Below are 21,385 nucleotides of genomic sequence, written 5' to 3'. Positions count from 1 at the left end.
TCGTGGAGAGGAGCGGACCAATTTATGGTTTAGTTAAATGGGATTTTCATGGCTTCTGCCATCAGTTGTGGGAAATCTGTATTTTCGATAAGGCCTGCAAATTTGTGAGCTTGTGGACCGTAAGCGTAGACAGGGATGTCTGTACCCGTATGTCCTGTATGCGTCCATCCGACGAGTGCGTGCTTGGATATGATTGAGTTAATTTCGAATGATGGGTCGCTTGCCTGTTTGATTTGATCGATTTCCTCTACGGATAATGTAATATCGGCATATTCCATTACGATTTCTTGGATATTGCTTCGCTCTTCATTTAACTGAGCTGCCATGAAATCGCCGGTTGCTGTCACATTTTTAAGGATTTCCAGATTAGCGCCTGATTCATTGTAACCGCCGACTGACATACCGCCCGTGTCATGGTCACCTGCGATGACGACTAACGTTTTCTTATCTTTTTTCGCGAAATCCAGTGCCGCCTCTACTGCATTTTCAAACGCTTCTGCGTCTTTCATCGCCCATGCTGCGTCATTATCGTGGCCAGCCCAATCGATTTGACTTCCTTCGACCATCAAAAAGAATCCATCTTTATCTTTGCTTAGCACATCGATGGCTGCTGTTGTCATTTCTTTCAAGCTTGGCTCATTCGTCGTCTCACGATCCAATTCAGGAGCTAAGCTATCTTCAGCAAAAAGTCCAATCAACTTGTCCGCATTCTTAACATCGTTTAACGATTGCGCATCTGATACAATTTCATAACCATCTTGTTGTGCTTGATTTAATAAATCATCACTAAAATACTTTTTACCGCCGCCTAGGATGACGTCAACGTCATTTTGAAGGAATTGAGGCGCGATGTCTTTTTCATTGGCACGCGTTGCAACATTTGAAGCGAAAACGGCAGGCGTGGCATGAGTAATCGTGGAAGTAGCGACTAACCCTGATGATTTCCCGCTTTTTTCTGCAGCTTGTAAAATCGATTCAAGCTTGTTGCCATCCGGATCCATGCTAATGACGCCATTATTCGTTTTTGTTCCCGTCGCCATCGCGGTTCCAGCCGCGGCAGAATCCGTCACTTCCGAGTTAGCGGAATACGTCCGGTGCATGCCCACAAGGTGTGAATCCATTACCGATTCTTCGCCTTTATACAAGCGATAGTTTGTTGCGTACGAACTAGAATATCCATCCGGAATCATAAAAATGACGTTCTCCACTTTTTCATTGGATTGTGTGCTTTTCGCTTCAGCCGGTTGCAGTGAGGTGATCCCTATAAAACTTCCAACGGTAAGACTCCCCGCAATCGCACCGATCATCATCTTTTTCTTCAACGTTTTCTTCAAATGAATTCCTCCTTCAAAGTTGCGTACGTTCTAACTATATCTCTCGCTTGTTAACGGACTATTAAAGTAGTGTAAGAGATTGTTAAACTTTTGGAGGCGGAGTGTGCCAAACTAATTGTAATGGAAGTCTTGCTTTGCTTTGATAGGAAGATGTCATGATGGCAATTTTTCTCGCGGAATGAAGGTTAATAAGAAAGCCGTCCAGAGTTTTGGACGGCTTGGATGGTGTTGGCTTGGCTCAATTATTCCAAAGTAAGCGACGCTGTTAAGCGGTTTTTTCTTGTTGTTCGCGTCGTTTTTTCCATAGGTCTTCGGCGGCGCCGGATCCTAGGATGACGCCGGCGATGATGAAGAGGAGCCCGATGAGGTGGCGGGCGGAGACAGTTTCGCCTAGGAATAGGATGGAGCCGAGTAATGAAAATAGGGTGTTGAAGTTGATAAAGATGGCGGCTTTGGATGGGCCGACTTTTCCGACTGCGTAATTGTAGAGCATGTGACCGATTGCGGTACCGATGATGGCGCTGGCAAAGAAGCCGAGCCAGAAGACGGACGGTACTGTGGCGAATACTTGGATTTCGCCGGGTTCTTGAATGAGACTGATGATGATTAGAAAGATGCTGCCGATGCCCATCATGTAGGCAGTCATGGTGAGCGGATTAAGGGTTTTGGCGGCTTTCGAGATCACTAGAAATGATAGAACTTGGACCAAAATGGCGATAAAGACGTAAATGTCGCCGAGTGCGAGTCCGCTCATTTCCCCACCCACCAGGACGACGAAGCTGACGCCGATCAGTCCGAAGCCAACGCCGAGCCATTGGATTTTGGATGGGTAGTTGCGAAAGATCAACGAGACGGAAATGGCCGTGAGAACGGGACCTGTTCCTAGGATGAGTCCTGCGTTTGTGCCAGATGTGCGGGCAAGGCCCATATTTAGGAAGTAATGGTGAAGAACAACGTTGAGAAGTGCGCCTCCCAGGATGTAAAGCCACTCTTTTCGAGTAGGTAAACGAAGAAGTTTAAGTGCAGCAAGGATGATGAAGACGACGATACTGGCAGACAGGATGCGGAACGCTGTCATGGTGACAGGTTCGACTTCCGTAATGAGATATTTGAGGAGTGGCAAGTTGAATCCCCAAATGAGCATGGTCGTTGTGAGTAAGGCGTAGATTTTCCACATGGGGTTGATCCCTCCTTTGGTTTGGATGATAAATTCATTGGAATCAAACGTTGTGTTCTTTGATTCTAGTGTTGTTTGGTTGCATTGTTTTATTCAAACGTTATTGTACTGGGTTAGAAATTATGTGGACGCTCATGTTCCACATAATTTCTTTTTATTGCTCAAAACTCGAAGGCTTTTTGTTTGATTGCCAGACTGCCGAAAACAAAGGCAAGGAATGACAGGACGACCGGGATAGTGACGGTGTGGACGCCGAGTAAGTTACCGTATGCTTCGTTGTAAAAATGGATGATGATGTACGATGCGATGCCAGTGATCATAGAGGCGATGGCGCCGTATTTGTTGCCGTATTTCCAGTAGAGTCCGAGGACGACTGGCCAGATGAAGGCGGCTTCGAGTCCGCCGAATGCGAATAGATTCAGGAAGATGAGCAGTTCGGGCGGTTGCAGGGCGAGTAGGAAGACGATAATTCCGAGAACGCCGGTGACGCCGAAGCTTATCCATTTGACCGATTTTTCGGTTGCATCCGGTTTGATGAAGTTTAGGTAAACATCTTTGACGATGGCTGAGCTGACCAGTAATAATAGCGCGTCTACGGTCGACATGATCGCCGCCATCGGAGCCGCAAGCACAATCCCCGCTAACCATGCGGGTAATACTTCGAGTGCGAGTAGCGGGATGACTTTGTCGGCGACTTCAATGCCTGGCATGACAGGACGGGCGAACACGCCGATCAAGTGCATGTTGAGCATGATGATGCCGGTGACAATTGTGCCGATGACGAGCGCACGGTGCATAGCACGCGAGCTTTTGTAGCTCATGGCACGGACAGCCATTTGCGGTAGTCCGACGACACCGACGCCGACGAGAATCCAGAACGAGGATACGTAAGCGGCGGTCAAGCTCCCGTCTGCCCCGAATGGCGTGACGAGACGCGGGTTTTCATTCAATAAATCTTGCATGATGGCGGGTACACCGCCTCCTGCGATGATGACGCCGATCAGCAGGACGAGTGTGCCGATCACCATGATGGCCCCTTGGACGGCATCGGTTACAGCGACGGCGCGGAAGCCCCCAATGATGACATAGACGAGCACCGAAACCGCGAAAATGAAGAGCGACGTCGTGTACTGCAAGCCCGTAAGCGATTCAATGAGCCATCCGCCGCCGACCCATTGTGCGGTCATGGCGGAAAAAAGAAAGATGATGATGGCGATAGCGGCTAGAATCGCAACGGCCGAGCTGTTGTAACGCGCCTTCAAGAAGTCGATCATCGTGACGGCGTTATATTTGCGGCCAAGAATAGCAAATTTCTTGCCGAGAATGAGCAAGACGAAATAGCCTGTGACGACTTGGATCGTCGCCAATAAAACCCAGCCGAAGCCGACTGTATAAGCGGTACCCGGACCTCCAAGGAAGCTCGACGCACTGCCATAGGTGGCCACCATCGTCATCGCAAGGACGAAACCGCCTAGTTCGCGCCCTCCTAAGAAATAATCTTGGAGGAAGCCGTTTTTTGCGGTCATAGATGTTTTGGATGCCAGTAGTCCAATCACAAAAATAGCAATTAGGAAAATGGCTAGCGGGATGAGGACGCCCAAGTTCACGGTGCTTGCTCCCCCTCTTCTTCGAATGAAACTTCTTTTAGAATGAATTTGACGACGAAGATGACGAGTGCCGAAATGAGCACGAAGCCAACGACGCAGCTATAGAAAAACCAATCGGGCAAGCCGAGGATATACGTATACTCTTCGACAGGTCGTGAACCGAGCCCGTAAGCGAAGCCGAACCACCAAATGAAATTGAAAATGGCGAGTCCGACGCCAATCCATGCTTCGCGGTGCGCGATTTTGAAGCGCGGGTCGATGGTTGGTTGGGTATTTGTTTTGGTTTCCATAAGGGTGTTCCTTTCTTCGGTTGTGTTTGTGATGCCAGTTGCTGGCACTTTATTTTACCAGACGACGATGGATCCGTCTGTATGGGATGCACTGCTGCATCGGTTCACAGTGCATCCCTAGTTCGAATATATTCTGTGAGTTTCATTATACCGGAGTTGGCAGAGTTTAGGGAGACGAAGTTTTTTGGGAGAGATTGATTATTTTGGTGGGTGGGTTTGAGCGTGGAGGGTGGTGGGTTGATCAATTGGGGTAAGGCTTTGAGCGCGGGGGCGGTGTTTTGATCTCTTGGCGGAGGCTTTGAGCGCGAGGACAGCTCTTTGATCTCTTGGCGGAGGCTTTGAGCGCGAGGACAGCTCTTTGATCTCTTGGCGGAGGCTTTGAGCGTAAGGACAGCTCTTTGATCTCTTGGCGGAGACTTTGAGCGCGGGGCGGCGTTTTGATCACTTGGCGGAGGCTTTGAGCGCGAGGACAGCTCTTTGATCACTTGGCGGAGGCTTTGAGCGCGGGGGCGGCGTTTTGATCACTTGGCGGAGGCTTTGAGCGCGAGGACAGCTCTTTGATCTCTTGGCGGGCTCATTGAGCGCGGGGGCGGCAGTTTGATCACTTGGCGGAGGCTTTGAGCGCGAGGACAGCTCTTTGATCTCTTGGCGGAGGCTTTGAGCGCGAGGACAGCTCTTTGATCACTTGGCGGGCTCATTGAGCGCAGGAGCGGGAATTAGCGTTTTTATTTCTAAATAAAAATACACTTCACGGTTCGCGAAGTGTATTCAGAACGTAATAACTTGTCCTTTTTGCTCCAATGAGGGGCAATTGCGATTTACGAAGTAATCTTTTAGCTACGTGGCGATCCTGTAAGTTGGCGAAACTTCGAAACTCTTGGTTAGTTATTTTATTGTCTATGAGATAATTCCAGTCTAGTAGTGCTTCCAGATGGCTACCCGCTCCGGCGTTGCCACATTTAGGGCATCTCCATTTTTTCCGCTCCCATTGCATCCCACGAAATTTACAAGCTTGGCAAATGACGCCAGGCAATATGCTAGCACGGTGAATATTAAGTGTTTGGGTCATCGGGAATGGGTTGTATTCTTGGTGTTGTTTTTTCATTTCAAAGGCTACATTTCTGATTTTCGAATTACTGAGGATTTCTTGTTGAATTTGAAGTTTTCCGAGGTAAAGTGGGATTTCATAAGTGAATAGGATTTTCGTTTCTGGTGGTTCTTCAATTATTAATTCATTTGTAAAAGCAAGCGCAACGATTCCACTGATTGGAATGCTAATATTCAACTTCTTGAGCCATTCGTGAAGGAAATATTTCTTTCGATCAAGTTCAGTAATTGGGTTTCTCATCACTTTTCTTTCCCCAGTTGGGTATTCGATGATGAATTGGGTGGGGTTGGATTTAACAATGATTTTTCCGCCGTAGTTTTTCACTTCAAAAATGATGATAAATGATGGAGTGATGAGTATGGAGTCCATCTGGAAATATACGCCATCTTGTTTAAGGCATACATCGTGTAGGATGGCGTGTGGATAGCGGGGAATGTATTCAATCATCTGCTTGTCGAAGTCACATTCTCCGCTAAATCCTGAATCGGTTCTTTTAAATTGTTCCAAGATGGTTTGGATTTCCGGATAGTTCGGCTGAAGACGTCGGAGTAGCGCTTGCTGCCCTATTAGTTTTTTGGGAGCACTTCTTTGTTTATAGATCAATTGTTTATCACCTCAATGAAAGCTTATCAGATTCTCTCGGACTTTCATACACTTTTTACCAAATTGGAAATTTGACGTTGAAAAGTGCGGCAAATTTTAAATTTGAAGGGATCATTTGCTGAAGCTATGAGGTGAAAATGCTAAGGATTGAGCGTGTCGCTTCGACTTTGATCACTTGGGGAGGACTTTGAGCGCGCGGCGGCTCTTTTGATCTCTTGAGAAGTTCTTTGAGCGCGTGGCGGCTCTTTTGATCTCTTGAGGAGCTCTTTGAGCGCGCGGCGGCTCTTTTGATCTCTTGAGGAGGACTTTGAGCGCGCGACGGCTCTTTTGATCTCTTGAGGAACTCTTTGAGCGCGGGGGCGGCGTTTTGATCACTTGAAGAGATCTTTGAGCGCTTAGCAATATTTTTGAGCGCGCAACTCTCCCAATTTAATCTCACTAAAAAAACCGCCGTTACTGGCGGTTTTTTTAGGGTTATAGCGTGACGTCGTTCAGGAAGTTTTGGGTGATGTGGTGGTCGGGTTCGTATGGTTTGATGGTGTAGCCTTCTTGTTGGAGCCATTGGATGATTTCGGGTAGTGCTTTTGTTGTTTGGCTGCGGTCATGCATTAGGATGATGATGTTTTGTTCGCCGGATCGAGAGGCTTTTTGGACGCCGTTTTGAACATTTTTGACGATTTTATCGGCTTGTTTGTCTGTGTATTTCCAGTCGGCGGAGTCGACGTTCCAGTCCCACATTTTGTATCCGAGTGTGTTGAGTTCTTTTTGCATGGCTGGTGTGACATGCGGTTTGCTACCATAGGGGACGCGAATCAGTTTGCTGTCGATACCGGTGATTTCATGGATTAGATCGATGCCCCCACTCATTTCATCGATGAACGATTTCGTCGATTTGTAGACTTTGTTTTGGTCGTGGGTCATGCTATGTGAACCGATGTAATGTCCTGCTTCGGCAACGGTTTGTACGATTTCTTCGTTGTTTTTCATATAGTTGCCGAGGAAAAAGAAGGTGCCTTGCACATTATATTCTTTAAGGGTGTTGTTGTTGATCTTCGTGTATTTGTTGGGACCGTCATCGAATGTGAGATAGACGGTCGCTTTCCCAGCCGGTTTGGATGCTTCTTTTTTCGCCAAAAGCTTGGCGATCTGTTTTTCATAATCTGAGTGGCTCATATGCTCGTAGTCATCACGATAAATGCGCAACGTTTTTTGTTTTGGAAAATATTCGACCTTAAAGCCGATTTCACGGGCGATGTATTTCACACTAATATAAATGGTGCCGTCGATATCGACAATCGGGGACCATGTCAGTTCTTTTCCATCTTGTAAAATGAGGTTTGTCGCTTCATTATACACAATTTCAATGCCGCGCTTGCGGATGATTGTGTTCCCCGCCTCGGTTTCCACCGGTATATAAAGGACTTTTGCGATTTCATCAAGCGGTACTTTCATATCGTTATCGATGACACGAACATCTGTAATATCAAGCAGACGGTCATGGAGGCCAACATGATGGCTTGTTTTCATGATGGCGGCTTCGCTTTTTCCTACGCCGAAAGTTAAACTGATTAGGACGGCTATAAAAATCGCTAATAAGCTATTTCTCATCTCGTTTGCCCCATTTCCGTATATTTTTAATGAAAATAGAACTCTTCACTATAATGTATTCTTTTGTAGCTATCTTATGCACAACGCCTCATCTTCCTAATTTTGGATACAATATTGGTAGATGGCGGCCGTAGCTAGGCAATCGCCTATTGCGTCATGCGCGTCATGTTCCAGCTGCAAATAATTGGTTAACGTCGTCAATCGATGATCGGTCGATTGGGTAATTTTTTTGCGGGCAAGTTTGACTGTGTCGATGACAGTGTAGGCTGGGATTTCGATTCCTTCGATGTTCTCCAGCGCATATAGAAAACCCATATCAAACGAGGCGTTGTGTGCAATGATCGGTAATTCTCCGATGAAGTCAATCAGTTCATGGATTTTTTCTTCGATCACTGGCGCGCTTTCGACCATTTCATTCGAAATACCGGTCAGTCTTGTAACGGACAGCGGTATATGGCGCAAGGGATTAATGAAGGTCGTAAACATTTCTGCCACTTCGTGATCAATGTATTTAATAGCGCCAATTTGGATGATTCGATCCGCTCCCGCACGAAAGCCTGTCGTTTCGAAATCAAGGACAATGTAATCGTTTACTGTTTTGGAGGAAGAACTGTATTTCTTATTTCTCGCGGCGGCTCTTCTTGCCCCCCAATTTTGTTGCTTCGGTTTAAGTTGAAGCAATTCTCTCGCTCTTTCATGTGTGTCTGACATAGGACCACTTCCTTTTCCAGAAAAATCCGTTTCCTACTTATTACTTATACTACTCTATACCCATAACTACAAGAGGTATCCCTCTTTTCTACACAAAAAAGGGAATTCCCTTATATAACAATTCAGGAATTCCCTCTTATCCTTATTTAATTATTCCATATTTGATATAATTACGCCATCCAAAGGTTCTCCATTGGGACTTTGTGGGCATATCCGTAGGGAGTGCCATAAATACTCTCGGAGCATCCCCATATTGCGATAATTCCGGTTTATCTAGGGCAATGTCCCCGATTTGTAAACCTTCTGATACGACTGCGCGTGATTGCCAACTGAATGGCGTCTCGACAGTAGTCAATTGGGCACGTCCTGTGTCATCCATTTTCCAGACGGACGCGGATTCCCCGTAAGAACGATGGAGCCATTTGTCATTTATGGTGATAGCGTCTTGCGCTTCATTGACAACGACAACTGCATTGACGTCCGTTCCGAACGGAATTGATTCCAAGTCTGCATCGAATAAAATTCGAACTTCATAATAAGCAAGCGGATTGGTGATCTTTTCGTCATCTAACGTTTTGTAGGTGCGGAGCCATTCATTATCGGAAGCAGGTGCCATGGACACCGATAAGACAGTTCCTTCCAGCACTTCCTCAACGCCTTCACCTTGGATCAGCACACGGTCCCCGTTTTCGATTTGTTGCCATTCTTTGTTTTTCGCATAGGTGACCACAATTCTTTGTGAGCTAAAAATGTCGACAGCAAGCATCGTGCCATGGCGCGTTATGTTGGAAACAACGCCTTCAACAGGGCTGACCAATGCAGGCTTCGTTGCGTTTTGTGCAAGCTGCGCCTCCACGACTACCCGTTGACGTTCGATCATAGCCAATTCTTGTTCGGCTGCTGAAATGGCTTGCGCAAAAGAGGCATCCTGTTTCACATCGACTTGAACATCGACATTCCATTCCCCTTCGACTTTTTCCGAAACATTAGCAGAACTATCACTTGAGGAATATTTGCGTTCCGCCTCTAAATTGGAAATGAGGCTCAAAATTGCGGATTCCTGTTCGTCCAATGCTTGAAGGTCAGCTTCCCAAATTGCCCGCTGTCCTTCAACATGTTCCGTTTGCAGGAAGGCAAGATTGTCCCCGACATCGACATGATCCCCTTCTTGGACAAACCATGTATCGACCGTCTCTTCACGACCGACGTAAACAGTATATGTTTCAAATGGTGCGACAAGGCCCTCTTTTCCAATTTCCTGTTGGACATGATGTGTGGCCATTTGTTCATAACGATCAATGTACACGGATTTCGGTATGACGCTTTTGTCGGAGAATAAAAGATAGAAGTTCATGGCTAAAAATGAACTGATTGCAATGGCGACGGCGATGTTCATTTTTTTATTCATGGCCGACACCTCTTTCTACAAGTGAATGAAATAGACTTTCAAATGGAATCAGACCCATACTTGCCACGATGAGTGCCATTCCAATATGGAGGCCAAATAAGATCCAGAACCAGCCTTTTCTTTCAGTGATTCCGTTATAGGAACGGATAAATCGATACTGGAAGGTCAGAATCAAAGCAGTCGTGATGGTCAATTGATTGAGAAATAAGATAAGATAATAAGAATCTAGAAATGTAACGGCAAGTGGCCCAAAAGACAAAAACGAAACACTTGCAGTCGCGCCTTTCACCATAAAGACGCTCAAGACCAATGTTTTTTCAATTAATAATAATCCTGTCATCAGCAATTGCATTGGCAGAAGCTTTTGAAACGGAATCGCTGTAAGCAGGCTCAGTATGTAGGCAAAACCGAAGAAATGAAAGGACAGATAGACAAGTGCCCATAGAATCGTGCCGAGCAATGAAGCATAGCGCGCAATTGTATAATCGGTCGCTGTCATTGTCGGGAGTAACGGTGTAATGGATTCCGTGCCCATTCCCCATATTTCGCGAAAGGCGAATAGGAGGATGCCAAATAGAAAGACCGCCGCTACACGTTTGTTGAAGCCGCGCATCTCGGATGTTTGAAGTCGGCTCGACAACTGCTGGGGGTCCGTCAGGAAATGCCAAAATTTAAAGTCGAAAAACATAGCGGTAATCCCTTTCTGCTAACCATCGCTGAATTTGTGTAAATCATAGTATCCTATAGATTACTTTAGCAAAAATTGAGAGTTTTGCAACGTTAGAGCGTGAAAATGATGGAGATGTTGGCCACTTTTCATCCTCTTCTTTTCAAATCGCTATCGGCTGAATAAATAAAATCTGATCGATTCATCGGGAAATTTCCCTTTCACTTATTTCCCGGGAAATCGACATTTGTGCAGACATCGAGGAAGAAGGGCGAACTGCCACAAGAGAGTCTCCTCGTCCTATTGACAATTTCACTGTTATTTCCCTTAAACAAAATCAAAAAAAACACCTATCGTTAAATGCTCTTCGACAGGTGCCTTTTCAAGTTTCATTATTCACTTTTGCTGCAGTCCTTCCGTTAGTTCATTGAACATCTGTACATTATCTGTTTCAAGTGCATAATCGATCATCCGTAACCTGTTCTCCGCTTCCAACTGTTCAATAATCCCTTCCGCTTCCAGGATGACGACTTCCGGCATTTTTTCTTCTGTTTCCATATTGACCGCCCCTTCCAGAATAATTGCCAAATGCGTGTGGAGATCTGATATGAGGAGCAATTGATACAAAGGTAGTCGAATAAATCGGTTGCCCCGTTGGAACACAAACACTTCCCCTAGGTTTTCGACTTGTAAGCTCTTCATATTGATGACAATTTCTTTTCCTTCAGAAGGTATGAACTGGAATACCTCACCACCTTTGACAATGGAGAAATACTGGTAAGCGAACACAAGGCGTAAACGGAAATCCTCTTGGGATGTAAAAAATGGGGTGACTCTCTGGATTGATAGCATCTTTCTCCCTCCGTTATTGAATATTCCGATTATTAATATTCTATCACATTTGTGGCTAATTTGTGAATGATATTGCCTCGTTTCTATTCAATTCTAGATGTTTTTTTAGTTGAACTTCGCCCTTCTTTCCATGACGTAAGACATTTTCTTCGGCTGAAAATTCCAGCGTAAAGTCGAGAGAAATTCGTAGATTTGTCGATTGGCATCTCCGATTGAATCGTCCGAGCATTTGAAGTGGATCTGGTTGTTTTCAAAGTCAAGTGAAACAAATTGAAAAGCCAGCGTACCGAATGACACTGATCGAAGATACAATTTGCGTTCTTCTTTTAAGTATATGAGATTGCTCGATGGATTAGATGTCTGATTTACTAATTGGGTGATGTTTTCATACAGATCTTTCGTTTCGAAAAAAAGTGATTCCAGATTAGGTATCGTCACTACGTATTCTTCCATTTTCCATTCCTCCGATCATGCTGAAAGTAATGATTTTTGATATGAGTAAATTTATCTATTATACTTACAATATTTTTCCTTTATTTCAAGAAAACCAACGTATTCCAAATATTTATCAACGTTTTGTCGGTTTTGAATTAATTCCTCTCTTACTTTTATACGGTTGTCAAAAAAGAGAGGGGTAAACGGTTATGCATTTTGGTAAACAATTCAAGGAATATCGAGAAGAATATTTGCGTATGAAACAGCTTGAAGCGGCCTATGAGTTAAAAATCGATCCGGCTGCCTTATCGAACTATGAACGGAGTGAACGGGGATTCCCTAATGATTTGCTTCCCATCGTCAAAGAGACTTTTTCCATTCCGGACGATTACTTTTTGGCCATGATCCTTGGCACACCTTTAAAAGCAGTACGGGACCCTCACATTTCGCAACCCGTCAAAGCGGCAGAAGTGCAGGATAAATATATGGACAGTTTTATCGATCGGCATCGGGAATTGTTTGAAGAAAGTCCAGAACTCAGGGAATTTGTGGCGATCATTTCGCAAATGACGAAAAAGGATCGGCGAAATTACTTGAATTCCAATAAAGCGCTGCTTTCATTGTTCCTGAAATATGTAAAAGAACAAGATACCGAATGAGATTATTTAACTCCCGGGCTGAAAAGCGGTATAATGGAGGGAATGCTTTTCTGAGGGAGTGGTCCAATGAACATGACGGTAGAACGCATTTCCTACCTGCACGAAAATCAAATTTCCGACTTTATGTATGAAATCCAACATACTCTCCGGCCTGAAATAGAAGCCGATGCGCTTGCAATTAGACGGGCCGTCACGCTCGTGCGAAATAATGCGATAACATCTTATCGCTATGGAGCAAATCCGGAAGACTTCATGATCTCCTTGGAAGCTGGCGTCCCTGCGGATGTCCGGCTCTCATTCGACCGCATGGAGACGGCATGCACTTGCGGCTCCTCCGGCTGGTGCTCGCATCGGATCGCTACTGTTTTTCATCTCTATTCCCAATTCCATTCTTTGACGGACTGGCTGCATGAATGGCGAAGAGCCGAATCGCAACAACTGGCCCTGTCCATATCCGAGCGCACGCCCGATGCATGGATTGACGTTCTGTCACGTTTAACCCAACCACTTCGAACGTTTGATCAATCCGATAATCCCGGTATTTTCATCCATGAGTCTTCCCTAATTGACCAAAAAGCGATTCCGCTCAGCCCGTTTGAATGGGAGTGGAAACCGCTATTTGAGCTGTACTATCGCTTGCATCTATTGGATGCAGGTTGGGCTTATATACAAACTCACTTAAACGGCAATTTCGCCTCTTTTCAATATGGCAAATGGTATATCCAAAATTGGCTGATCGAGCAGCTTGATAAACTGCAAGCTTGCATTTCTGCAATCGGCGCGAAGCCTAAACTGTTTGAAACGGATGCCTTCCATGAACGTTTAAAAGAACTTGTCCGGACATTTGCACTTCGGCATCCCGGCCTTTTTGAGAAACGCTTCCAAGTGTATCGCCTCTTTTGGGAAAATCTTTATCCTAACCCGAAAGAACGTGCTACTGAAATGGCGATTCTTTCAAAGGACCCTTCTGATGAAGCCCGTATCTTCATCGCCTTTTTCCACTTGTTGCAAGGCAATCCCGAAGAAGTGGAAGAGCTTGCCAAAGAGATGGATGCGAATCATGTCGAACTGTGGCTTCCACTTGCCCAACTGGCGGACGGTTTGGAAGAACTTGAGACGCTATCCGTTATGATGCATGCGATTTCCCCATTCATCGGCGAATATGTGAACAATGCGATCGCCATTTCCAATCGGCCTTCATTTGTTCGCACGATCGATGGGTTACTCGAAGCGGCCGATTTCCCCGAAGCATTGCGGGAAAATATGTTTTCCCAATATGGCAGTGCCGGTGTGGATGTCTATGCCGATTTCCTTGTTGAACGGGAACGCTTTGCCGAATGGGCAGCGCTGATGCACCGCTATGGCGTTTCTTTGGATAGTGCGGATGCCGGGGGATTGAAATTGGCTTTGTCGAAAGACCCGATTGCCGTCATGCCTCTTCTCCATACGTATGCCCTGAAATGCATACAGGAAAAAAATCGCCATAGCTATCGACGGGCGGTCAAATTATTCAAGAGAATGAAAACCGGAGCGAAAAAAAGTGGGAAAATCGATTTTTGGAATCAATATATCGATACCGTGCGTGAAAAAAACCGCAGGCTGCGCGCGTTGATGGAAGAGATGGAGAAGGGAAATCTGAACTTATGAATGAACAATTCACATTAAAACGTACTCTCCAACTGGATATCGAACGGACAGATGAGGGGCAATTCACGCTGCTCGCCAAAGACGAGCATGATTATACATTGACACCTGATGAACTGGTTACTTATTTATTTTTCAGCAATGAACGAGAACTGTTCGGCCTGCTTGCCCAGATGGATGAACAGCATTTGCAATTGCGAGCCGATCAGTTGCTACATGCTTTTGCCGATATGCATCCCTATGTATCCTTTCAGGGGGCGTCTAAGAAAGACATTGCTGCCATCACTTCCATTCAAGAAGCATCTGATGCCTGGATGAAGGGAGACATCTGGAACTATGCTGAAGTTGACGGTGACGATATCCGTTTCAACTACGATCAAGCAGGTATTTCAAAAGAGGCGGCCCATTTCATACGCGATGCCGTCCGTGGCAAGCTGATGACGACTGCCATTCATCCCGATCAATTCCCTGCTCTCTTGCCGCATCTGAAACAATTTGGATGGCCCGGCGAATCCAGTTCTACTATTCCGGTCAACGTCGCTTTCCGTCTGACCGAGCCTGAAGATGATTCGGATAGTGAGTGGCTGCTCGAAACCGTCATTGTCAGCGAACGCGGTACGCACTGGGCACCTGCTGTCCGTAAATTACTTGCACCTATCGAGGAAGCACTGCCCGCGAAATGGAAGCCGTATGCTGAAGAGATTGCAAAACGGCAAGCGGAAATGACGTCTTTTATCGCATCCGTTGACCTTTCCGTCGGGGAAAGTTTTTTATCCCAATCGATGGCAGATGCCGAAGTCCGTTTATTTCTCCAACATGATTTAGCCTTGTTGCAGTCATTCGGTTATCCGATCATTTTGCCTGCATGGCTGAAGTCCGTTACCGAATCGAAAATGCGGATTCGGACCAATGCAAATACCCATTCATATAAATCCGCAACCGGCTTGGATGAAGTCCTTTCTTTCGACTGGAATTTCTCGCTTGCCGGGCATGCGATTGACCAAGATACTTTCCGTAAACTCGTAGACGAGAACCGGGAATATATTCGCGCTGGCGACCAATGGTTCCATATCGATCCACTCTGGCTGAAGAAAATCCGCGAATTGATGGACCGGGCGGATGCCGGAGAATGGACGGTAAAAGATCTTTTATTCCAAGACATCCCTGAGGAATTTGTTCCTCTTGAGGAAGATGAAGAACTGGATGACCCACTTTTCGCCTTCACCATGCAACAGTCGCTGCGCAACTATATGGAAATGCTGTCTGAAAAGAAAGGACTTCCTGCTGCAGGCATTTCAGAAGACTTACATGCCGAATTACGGCCCTATCAAGAAGATGGCTATAATTGGCTCGTTTTCATGCGGGATAACCATTTCGGTGCGTGCTTGGCGGATGATATGGGGCTTGGAAAAACGATTCAGCTCATTACGTATTTACTGAACGTGCATGGCAGAACAGAGACTGCCACCCCCTCTTTGATCATCTGTCCGACCAGCGTTCTCGGCAACTGGCAAAAAGAGATTGAACGGTTTGCACCGGCGCTTTCCGTCTATACCCATTACGGACCGTCCCGTGCAAAAGATGAACAATTCCAAGAGCGGATCGAGCAACTGAAGCCCGATATCATTCTCACGACATACGGTACGAGCACCCAAGATGGCGAGATGCTTGCGGAAACGGAATTCGCGAGTATTACACTCGACGAAGCCCAAAACATCAAAAATATGCAGACGAAGCAATCGCGTGCCATTCGGAAGCTTCATGGCCAACATCATATCGCTTTGACAGGCACCCCCATTGAAAACCGCTTGTCCGAGTTATGGGCCATTTTCGATTTTATCCATAAAGGGTATTTCGGCGGTTTCCGGAAATTCACGGATGATTATATCATTCCGATCGAACGCGATGATTCCGAAGCTGTGAAAAGAAAGCTCCGGGCTAAAATCCGGCCATTCCTTTTGCGCAGAACGAAGAATGACCCTGATCTGCAACTCAACTTGCCGAAAAAGCTCGAACAGAACGAGTATTGTCCGTTGACGACCGAACAGGCGGCTCTGTATGAAAGCTTTCTGGAAGAGACGAAGTTCAAGTTGGAGACGCTCACCGGTTTTGAGCGGAAAGGTCTCATCTTAAAAATGTTAAGCCGATTAAAGCAGCTTTGTAACCATCCGGCTTTATTCTTAAAAGAGCCAAATGCTCCAGCGATGCAAATGATGTCCCGCTCGGAGAAGCTGGATCGCATCGTCTCCATGGCTGGAGAGATTGCCGGTAATGGCGAACAATGTCTTATTTTCACCCAATATATCGGAATGGGGCAATTGATCCGGCAATGCCTGTCCGAGTTATATGCGATCGATGCACCTTTCCTGACGGGCAGCATGCCTAAAGGACAACGCGATCGTTTAGTGGAAGCGTTCCAAGACGGTGAGTTTCCGATCTTCATTCTCTCCTTGAAAGCCGGGGGCACCGGTTTAAATTTAACAGGCGCCAATCATGTCCTCCATGCGGATCGTTGGTGGAATCCGGCAGTGGAAAATCAGGCGACAGATCGTGCTTATCGTATCGGTCAGACGAAGTTCGTCCATGTCCATAAATTTGTGACGATCGGGACGATTGAAGAAAAGATTGATAAAATGCTTGAGGAGAAAGCGGCACTGTCCGCAGACCTTATCCAATCGAGTCAATGGTTGACCGAATTGACCGATCGTGAACTGGATGATCTCCTCTCATTTGATCGCTGAATATGTAAAACGACCTCGGGGCTTCAATTGCTCCGGGGTCTTTTTTTCGGATTTTCCCCAGTTCATTAAAGACGTTCTGCCAATTGAATTTTACGGATGCTCCTTATTTTTTGCTTGCGTTCGCTGTCCTCAAGCCGATTTAGGCGATCATTTAAATTCGCGATAATCGTGACGAGCTGTCCGATTTGCATCTCCAATCGTTTCACTTCTTTTTCTACTGTTTGCATCTATCCCATTCCCTTCTTTATTTGTGATATGAGGCGCATGAAGGCAGAAGCGGTCTCCGCCTTCATGTCCTCTCTATGCGCGTAGCGTGGCTGTAAGTATCCGCTTGATAAGCGGATAGAGGTATTTTTTATTCCCTTTACTGTTGTTTTGCAGATGCTCCGGTTGCATCTGGCGAGTTTGGTTTACGATTGGAACGTTTCAGATCCCCAGTCTGTTTGCGTTCCATTTCCCCATTTTTTACGTAGTCCTATTCCTCATTGCAGTTATGATAGCCCCGGCTTGTCGTCCGGCGATCCTTCCCCCTTGTCGATCCATTTTTTCAGATGACGCTGTCTGTCGTCTCGTTAGAAAATCGGTAATTCTTCTGTTTCACGCGCCGGCAAATGAAAATGTGCTGCTTCGTTTTCTTTTGTCGCCGGTTGCGCAGTACTCGTTACAGGTTCAGCATACAAGTTTTCCGTACTCCGTTTTTTTGTCGCCAGAAAACGGATTTCATCACCGATCACTTCTGTTACATAGACCCGGCTTGCATCTTCGCGTTCGTATGTCCTAGATTGAATCCTCCCGCCTATGCCGATCAACGACCCTTTACCACAATGCTTTGCGGTATTCTCAGCGAGTTTCCCCCACAACGTACAGAGGACAAAGTCTGTATCCACCTCTCCCTGTCGATTTTTGTAGTTGCGGTTTACGGCAAGTATGAAGCTGGCTTGGACCCTTCCAACAGACACTTTGCGAAGTGTCAGATCTTTTGTAATACGACCTACAAGTGCCACCTGATTCAATGTTTTCCCTCCTTTCCATTTGCTTGGCTTCATACTACAATGGTTCATTTCCTCTAGACAACTTCGCATATCGCAAATTTCGACTGTTTGGATGCTTAATATTTGCTGTTTACAAGAACACCTCTGGGTGCTAATCGTTATCAATCACGCCATGATCCACTTTGTTGAATTGTACCGATTTCATGACAATTTAAATTTAGGATCTTTTCTTTTTTTCTGTCCGGATAGTTGTCTATGGTATACTTAAGGGAAAATGAATGGGGAGAATGGCGATGAAAACATTCAAAATGTTATCCGTCGGAATCGTAAATAACAATCAATTACTGGATTTTCCACTGATCGACGGAATTATCATCAATCAGGAAAATAGCCATCATTTGTGGATATTGGAAATGTTCATCGATCAAAAGCATCAAGAGACTTTTGAAACATGGAAATCCGAAGAAGCGTTGCTTGAAGCGAAGGTAGTCATTTCCTATCCAGAAAATGAGCCTGCCGCTTTTCGTGTCACTGTCGAAGCTGTGAAACAAATCGGGGAAAATATTTCGGTCTTATTGAAGGGAAGATTGAAACGGGCACGTGCCCAATATGCAGAGCAGTTATTGGAGGAATTGATCGGGGAAGGGTTGGAAGGCGAGGATCTTCTCCGCCGCTTTGAAGCCGATATGCGCTCCCGTCCACGCTTGAAGAAAGATAAAAATACAGCGGAAAATTAATGCTGTTACATGTTTTGCACAAGGAAAAACCGCCTCGATGATTATCGAAGCGGTTTTTTTACGGCTTGTGGTTAGCGATTATTTCGATTACGATCGTCTTCAATAATGATATCTTCACGTGGGGTTGTCGTGTTTCCATCATTCATGACACCATTGGGATTCGTATCATTGATGACACCGTTGTCACGTATATCGTTGTCCTCGTTGATGACACCGTTACGTACACCGTTGTTATCATTGATAATCCCATCGCCATTACGGTTCGCGTCTCGATTGTTATCGAGACCATCAAAATCCGGTCCTGTTTGCTCGTCATTTACACGTGGCGTCCAGTCCCTATTTCGATCATCCAAACTTTCCATTGGCGTTTCGTTATCGTTCGGGACTGTATCGTTATTGGCACATGCCGTTAGTACAAGTCCTGACATGAGAACAAGTGGTATCGCTTTTTTGATCATGAAGAGTTTCCCTCCTTTCCACAAGCCGTCTACCATACAAATCTGTATGATACTTTGTAGGTTGACCAGAAAAGGAGGAGCTATCCCTGTCATTTTTTAGCTGTTATTTTTAGCTTTCGTTTTTATATGCCCAAATGGTTTTTCAACAAAGTTTCGACGTATACCGCTTCAGCTTTACAAGCATACTCATAGTGCGTATTCAGCTTTTCCTGCATGATTTGAATCGTCGCAATCTGTTCTTCGGATGGCGGCTCGCTCAGAATGCGTTGGATAATTTCATTGATGCGCTGCGCAAGGTCTTCGTGAAATTTCGGATCCCTTTTCATCTCATCTGGAATCTTCGAGTACCAAAGGGCTTTGGTTGTTATATATTCGCGCCAACTGGCAATATAGTCATCGATACTAAATTTTTCTTCGGACCAGTCAATATCGCTCATGTATTGTTCAAAAGTTTGTGTAATTGACCTGGTGATACTGCTTTTCAAATTCGGAGAAAGATCTTTAAACATACTGATTTGTTACCTCCCGCTTTAGAAGTGCAATTGCTGTCTCTTGTCATTGCACTTTACTGTCCATTGTAACTAAATTCCATGTCATTCGCAAATTTAGTCCTCTTTCGACACGATTGGCCCAAGAGCGAATGTAATTTCCGTTTCGCATGCTATTTCGCCGTCGACTGTCGCACGCGCTTTCCCTTTTCCGATGGAACCGCGCAATCTTGTGATTTCCACTTCCAGTCGCAATGTATCCCCCGGTGTGACTTGCCGCTTGAACCGGCAGTTATCAATCCCGGCGAAAAAGGCGAGCCGTCCTTTGTTTTCTTCTTTTTGTAACATCGCCACTGCACCGACTTGTGCGAGTGCTTCCACAATCAAAACGCCCGGCATGACAGGATAACCTGGAAAATGACCATTGAAAAAGTCTTCATTGATCGTAACATTTTTAATGCCGACCGCGCGTTTCCCTTCCTCCACCTCGAGAATTCGATCTATCATCAGAAATGGATAGCGATGCGGTAAAATCGCCTGTATTTGTTCTGCTGTTAGCATATCCATACCCCTTCCTTTTCATGTCATTTTTATGTAATTATTTAGAAATTAAAAATGAAAGAGCCTTTACGACTCTTTTCCGTTCATAATATCAAGGATATGCACCCATGTCTCTTTTTTCAAGACATCGAGGGGTTGTCCATCGCCAATATAACCATAGCCAACCATCATACCGGAGATTGCCGCCCCTATGAGTAGCAACAGGACTAGCACGACGCGCAACCAAATCGGAAGAAGGCGGATCTGTCTCCATACCTTTCGGGGAGATATAGACGCCTCCTTCTCAACAGGACGCTGACGGCGGGATGAACGCGTCCTTGTTCCTGCCGTCTGCCGCCTATTTCGGTTCACATCGTTTCGTTTTTCATTCATCATTCAAAGTACTCCCTAATTCCAGTTCCCAACCTTGGAAAAGTGTGACTTGCTGTGAATGGAGGTTGAGTTCTTTTCTCTTTATTCGACCGATCAGCGGATGCCATTGATGAGGCCGAGCATTTGGTCCGCTAATGTGACTGCCCGTGCATTGAACTGGTAGGAGCGTTGGACAGCGATGAGATCCGTCATTTCTTTTTGCATATTGACATTCGATGCCTCGAGCGCCTGGTTCTGCATCCCTATCACGTTACGCGCATCCCCTTGCAGTTCAGTCAGGACGTCTTGTTGTGTAACACCGAGATCCGCCAAGTTTTCCGGCAGACCGAAGTTCGCAGCCGAAAGCCGCGTCATTAAGTTGGGGCGCTCCATGACGGTGATCCCCATTTCAATTGTTTCCGCTGTGCCGTCTGTATGCTTCACTTCCAGGATGCCGCCAGGTCTGACCGAATAGTCGGTCACATCATCGGCAAATAAGATCGGTAAGCCGGCACTATCGGCAACCGGATAACCGTCTCCTGTGACGAGCATCACTTGTCCATTATCCACAGGTGAAATATAGAAATTTCCTTGGCGTGTATAGACGGTCTGTTCCCCGCCTTCGCCCGGTGCCAAGATGTTGAAATACTGTTTCGGCTCTGTCAATGCAAAATCCAGTTCACGTCCAGTCATTTGCAAGGAGCCGACTTTCCAATTCATTTGCGCCGCTCCGAGAACCGCGCCTGCTCCATAACGGATGCCTGGCGGCGATTGGCGTGGTGCCTCATCCGCTTTGTCGTTATTGAATTGCTGATAGAGCAATTCATGGAAGTTCGCTTGGCTCGCTTTATAGCCATGTGTGCTTGAGTTCGCCAAATTATTGCCGATGACGTCGATTTGGTTTTGCAATTGGCTTAACGTATTCGTAGCTGTCGCCATTGTGCGTATCATACG

The 21,385-nt window shown here is 45.8% G+C and carries 22 protein-coding genes; 4 read left to right on the top strand and 18 right to left on the bottom strand.

The window, feature by feature from the left end:
• Positions 1-29: 29 nt before the first annotated feature.
• From MHZ95_RS19130 to MHZ95_RS19080, 11 genes are all read right to left on the bottom strand, one after another.
• On the bottom strand, positions 30-1,334 hold the full coding sequence (locus MHZ95_RS19130; protein WP_239392395.1) for an alkaline phosphatase: 1,305 nt from the start codon (positions 1,332-1,334) through the stop codon (positions 30-32).
• 265 nt (positions 1,335-1,599) lie between these two features.
• Positions 1,600-2,511, bottom strand: coding sequence for a DMT family transporter (locus MHZ95_RS19125; RefSeq protein ID WP_239392394.1), 912 nt, complete (start codon positions 2,509-2,511; stop codon positions 1,600-1,602).
• 161 nt (positions 2,512-2,672) lie between these two features.
• Positions 2,673-4,118 (bottom strand): sodium/pantothenate symporter, encoded by a 1,446-nt coding sequence (panF, locus tag MHZ95_RS19120; protein ID WP_239392393.1) that lies wholly within the window; start codon positions 4,116-4,118, stop codon positions 2,673-2,675.
• Positions 4,115-4,408 (bottom strand): YhdT family protein, encoded by a 294-nt coding sequence (locus MHZ95_RS19115; protein ID WP_239392392.1) that lies wholly within the window; start codon positions 4,406-4,408, stop codon positions 4,115-4,117. Before MHZ95_RS19115 ends, panF begins: the two co-directional genes overlap by 4 nt.
• Positions 4,409-5,156: 748 nt before the next feature.
• Positions 5,157-6,119 (bottom strand): nuclease-related domain-containing protein, encoded by a 963-nt coding sequence (locus MHZ95_RS19110; protein ID WP_239392391.1) that lies wholly within the window; start codon positions 6,117-6,119, stop codon positions 5,157-5,159.
• Between the two features lie 474 nt (positions 6,120-6,593).
• Positions 6,594-7,727: a polysaccharide deacetylase family protein gene (locus tag MHZ95_RS19105; protein ID WP_239392390.1), complete on the bottom strand. Its 1,134-nt coding sequence runs from the start codon at positions 7,725-7,727 to the stop codon at positions 6,594-6,596.
• A 96-nt stretch (positions 7,728-7,823) separates the two neighbouring features.
• Positions 7,824-8,438: a 3'-5' exonuclease gene (locus MHZ95_RS19100; protein WP_239392389.1), complete on the bottom strand. Its 615-nt coding sequence runs from the start codon at positions 8,436-8,438 to the stop codon at positions 7,824-7,826.
• Positions 8,439-8,580: 142 nt separating this feature from the next.
• Positions 8,581-9,846, bottom strand: a complete 1,266-nt coding sequence (locus tag MHZ95_RS19095; protein WP_239392388.1) for an efflux RND transporter periplasmic adaptor subunit — start codon at positions 9,844-9,846, stop codon at positions 8,581-8,583.
• Positions 9,839-10,534 (bottom strand): hypothetical protein, encoded by a 696-nt coding sequence (locus MHZ95_RS19090; protein ID WP_239392387.1) that lies wholly within the window; start codon positions 10,532-10,534, stop codon positions 9,839-9,841. The genes MHZ95_RS19095 and MHZ95_RS19090 overlap by 8 nt, the downstream gene beginning before the upstream one ends.
• Before the next feature lie 375 nt (positions 10,535-10,909).
• Positions 10,910-11,365 carry a transcriptional regulator gene (locus MHZ95_RS19085; RefSeq protein WP_239392386.1) on the bottom strand — a complete coding sequence of 152 codons (456 nt, stop codon included), beginning with the start codon at positions 11,363-11,365 and terminating at the stop codon, positions 10,910-10,912.
• A 105-nt stretch (positions 11,366-11,470) separates the two neighbouring features.
• On the bottom strand, positions 11,471-11,818 hold the full coding sequence (locus MHZ95_RS19080) for a hypothetical protein (protein ID WP_239392385.1): 348 nt from the start codon (positions 11,816-11,818) through the stop codon (positions 11,471-11,473).
• Positions 11,819-12,009: 191 nt separating this feature from the next.
• On the opposite strand from MHZ95_RS19080, the gene MHZ95_RS19075 reads away from it, so the two are divergent.
• The 3 genes from MHZ95_RS19075 (at position 12,010) to MHZ95_RS19065 (ending at position 16,844) form a co-directional block, all read left to right on the top strand.
• Positions 12,010-12,459 carry a helix-turn-helix domain-containing protein gene (locus MHZ95_RS19075; protein ID WP_239392384.1) on the top strand — a complete coding sequence of 150 codons (450 nt, stop codon included), beginning with the start codon at positions 12,010-12,012 and terminating at the stop codon, positions 12,457-12,459.
• Positions 12,460-12,525: 66 nt separating this feature from the next.
• Complete coding sequence (locus MHZ95_RS19070) at positions 12,526-14,106, top strand: hypothetical protein (protein WP_239392383.1); 1,581 nt, start codon at positions 12,526-12,528, stop codon at positions 14,104-14,106.
• Positions 14,103-16,844, top strand: a complete 2,742-nt coding sequence (locus MHZ95_RS19065; protein WP_239392382.1) for a DEAD/DEAH box helicase — start codon at positions 14,103-14,105, stop codon at positions 16,842-16,844. The genes MHZ95_RS19070 and MHZ95_RS19065 overlap by 4 nt, the downstream gene beginning before the upstream one ends.
• A gap of 65 nt (positions 16,845-16,909) precedes the next feature.
• Here MHZ95_RS19065 and MHZ95_RS19060 read toward each other — a convergent pair whose 3' ends face one another.
• Together MHZ95_RS19060 and MHZ95_RS19055 are read right to left on the bottom strand one after the other, a co-directional pair.
• Positions 16,910-17,071 (bottom strand): hypothetical protein, encoded by a 162-nt coding sequence (locus tag MHZ95_RS19060; protein ID WP_239392381.1) that lies wholly within the window; start codon positions 17,069-17,071, stop codon positions 16,910-16,912.
• A gap of 345 nt (positions 17,072-17,416) precedes the next feature.
• Positions 17,417-17,848, bottom strand: coding sequence for a single-stranded DNA-binding protein (locus MHZ95_RS19055; protein ID WP_239392412.1), 432 nt, complete (start codon positions 17,846-17,848; stop codon positions 17,417-17,419).
• A 281-nt stretch (positions 17,849-18,129) separates the two neighbouring features.
• Between MHZ95_RS19055 and MHZ95_RS19050 the strand changes: the two genes are divergently transcribed.
• The gene (locus MHZ95_RS19050) at positions 18,130-18,573 is read left to right on the top strand and encodes a YwpF family protein (RefSeq protein WP_239392380.1); all 444 of its coding nucleotides are present in this window, start codon (positions 18,130-18,132) and stop codon (positions 18,571-18,573) included.
• A 71-nt stretch (positions 18,574-18,644) separates the two neighbouring features.
• Here MHZ95_RS19050 and MHZ95_RS19045 read toward each other — a convergent pair whose 3' ends face one another.
• From MHZ95_RS19045 to MHZ95_RS19025, 5 genes are all read right to left on the bottom strand, one after another.
• Complete coding sequence (locus MHZ95_RS19045; protein ID WP_239392379.1) at positions 18,645-19,031, bottom strand: hypothetical protein; 387 nt, start codon at positions 19,029-19,031, stop codon at positions 18,645-18,647.
• A gap of 122 nt (positions 19,032-19,153) precedes the next feature.
• Positions 19,154-19,540 carry a hypothetical protein gene (locus tag MHZ95_RS19040; RefSeq protein WP_239392378.1) on the bottom strand — a complete coding sequence of 129 codons (387 nt, stop codon included), beginning with the start codon at positions 19,538-19,540 and terminating at the stop codon, positions 19,154-19,156.
• A 96-nt stretch (positions 19,541-19,636) separates the two neighbouring features.
• Entirely contained in the window at positions 19,637-20,080 is a 444-nt protein-coding gene (gene fabZ / locus MHZ95_RS19035) for a 3-hydroxyacyl-ACP dehydratase FabZ (RefSeq protein WP_239392377.1), read from the bottom strand.
• Positions 20,081-20,146: 66 nt separating this feature from the next.
• Entirely contained in the window at positions 20,147-20,455 is a 309-nt protein-coding gene (locus MHZ95_RS19030; protein WP_239392376.1) for a DNA-directed RNA polymerase subunit beta, read from the bottom strand.
• 90 nt (positions 20,456-20,545) lie between these two features.
• The gene (locus MHZ95_RS19025; RefSeq protein ID WP_239392375.1) at positions 20,546-21,382 is read right to left on the bottom strand and encodes a flagellar hook-basal body protein; all 837 of its coding nucleotides are present in this window, start codon (positions 21,380-21,382) and stop codon (positions 20,546-20,548) included.
• Between the last annotated feature and the right edge of the window lie 3 nt (positions 21,383-21,385).

It is taken from the genome of Sporosarcina sp. ACRSM, assembly GCF_022346545.1.
GTDB lineage: Bacteria > Bacillota > Bacilli > Bacillales_A > Planococcaceae > Sporosarcina.
This window is presented reverse-complemented; position numbering and strand designations above follow the sequence as displayed.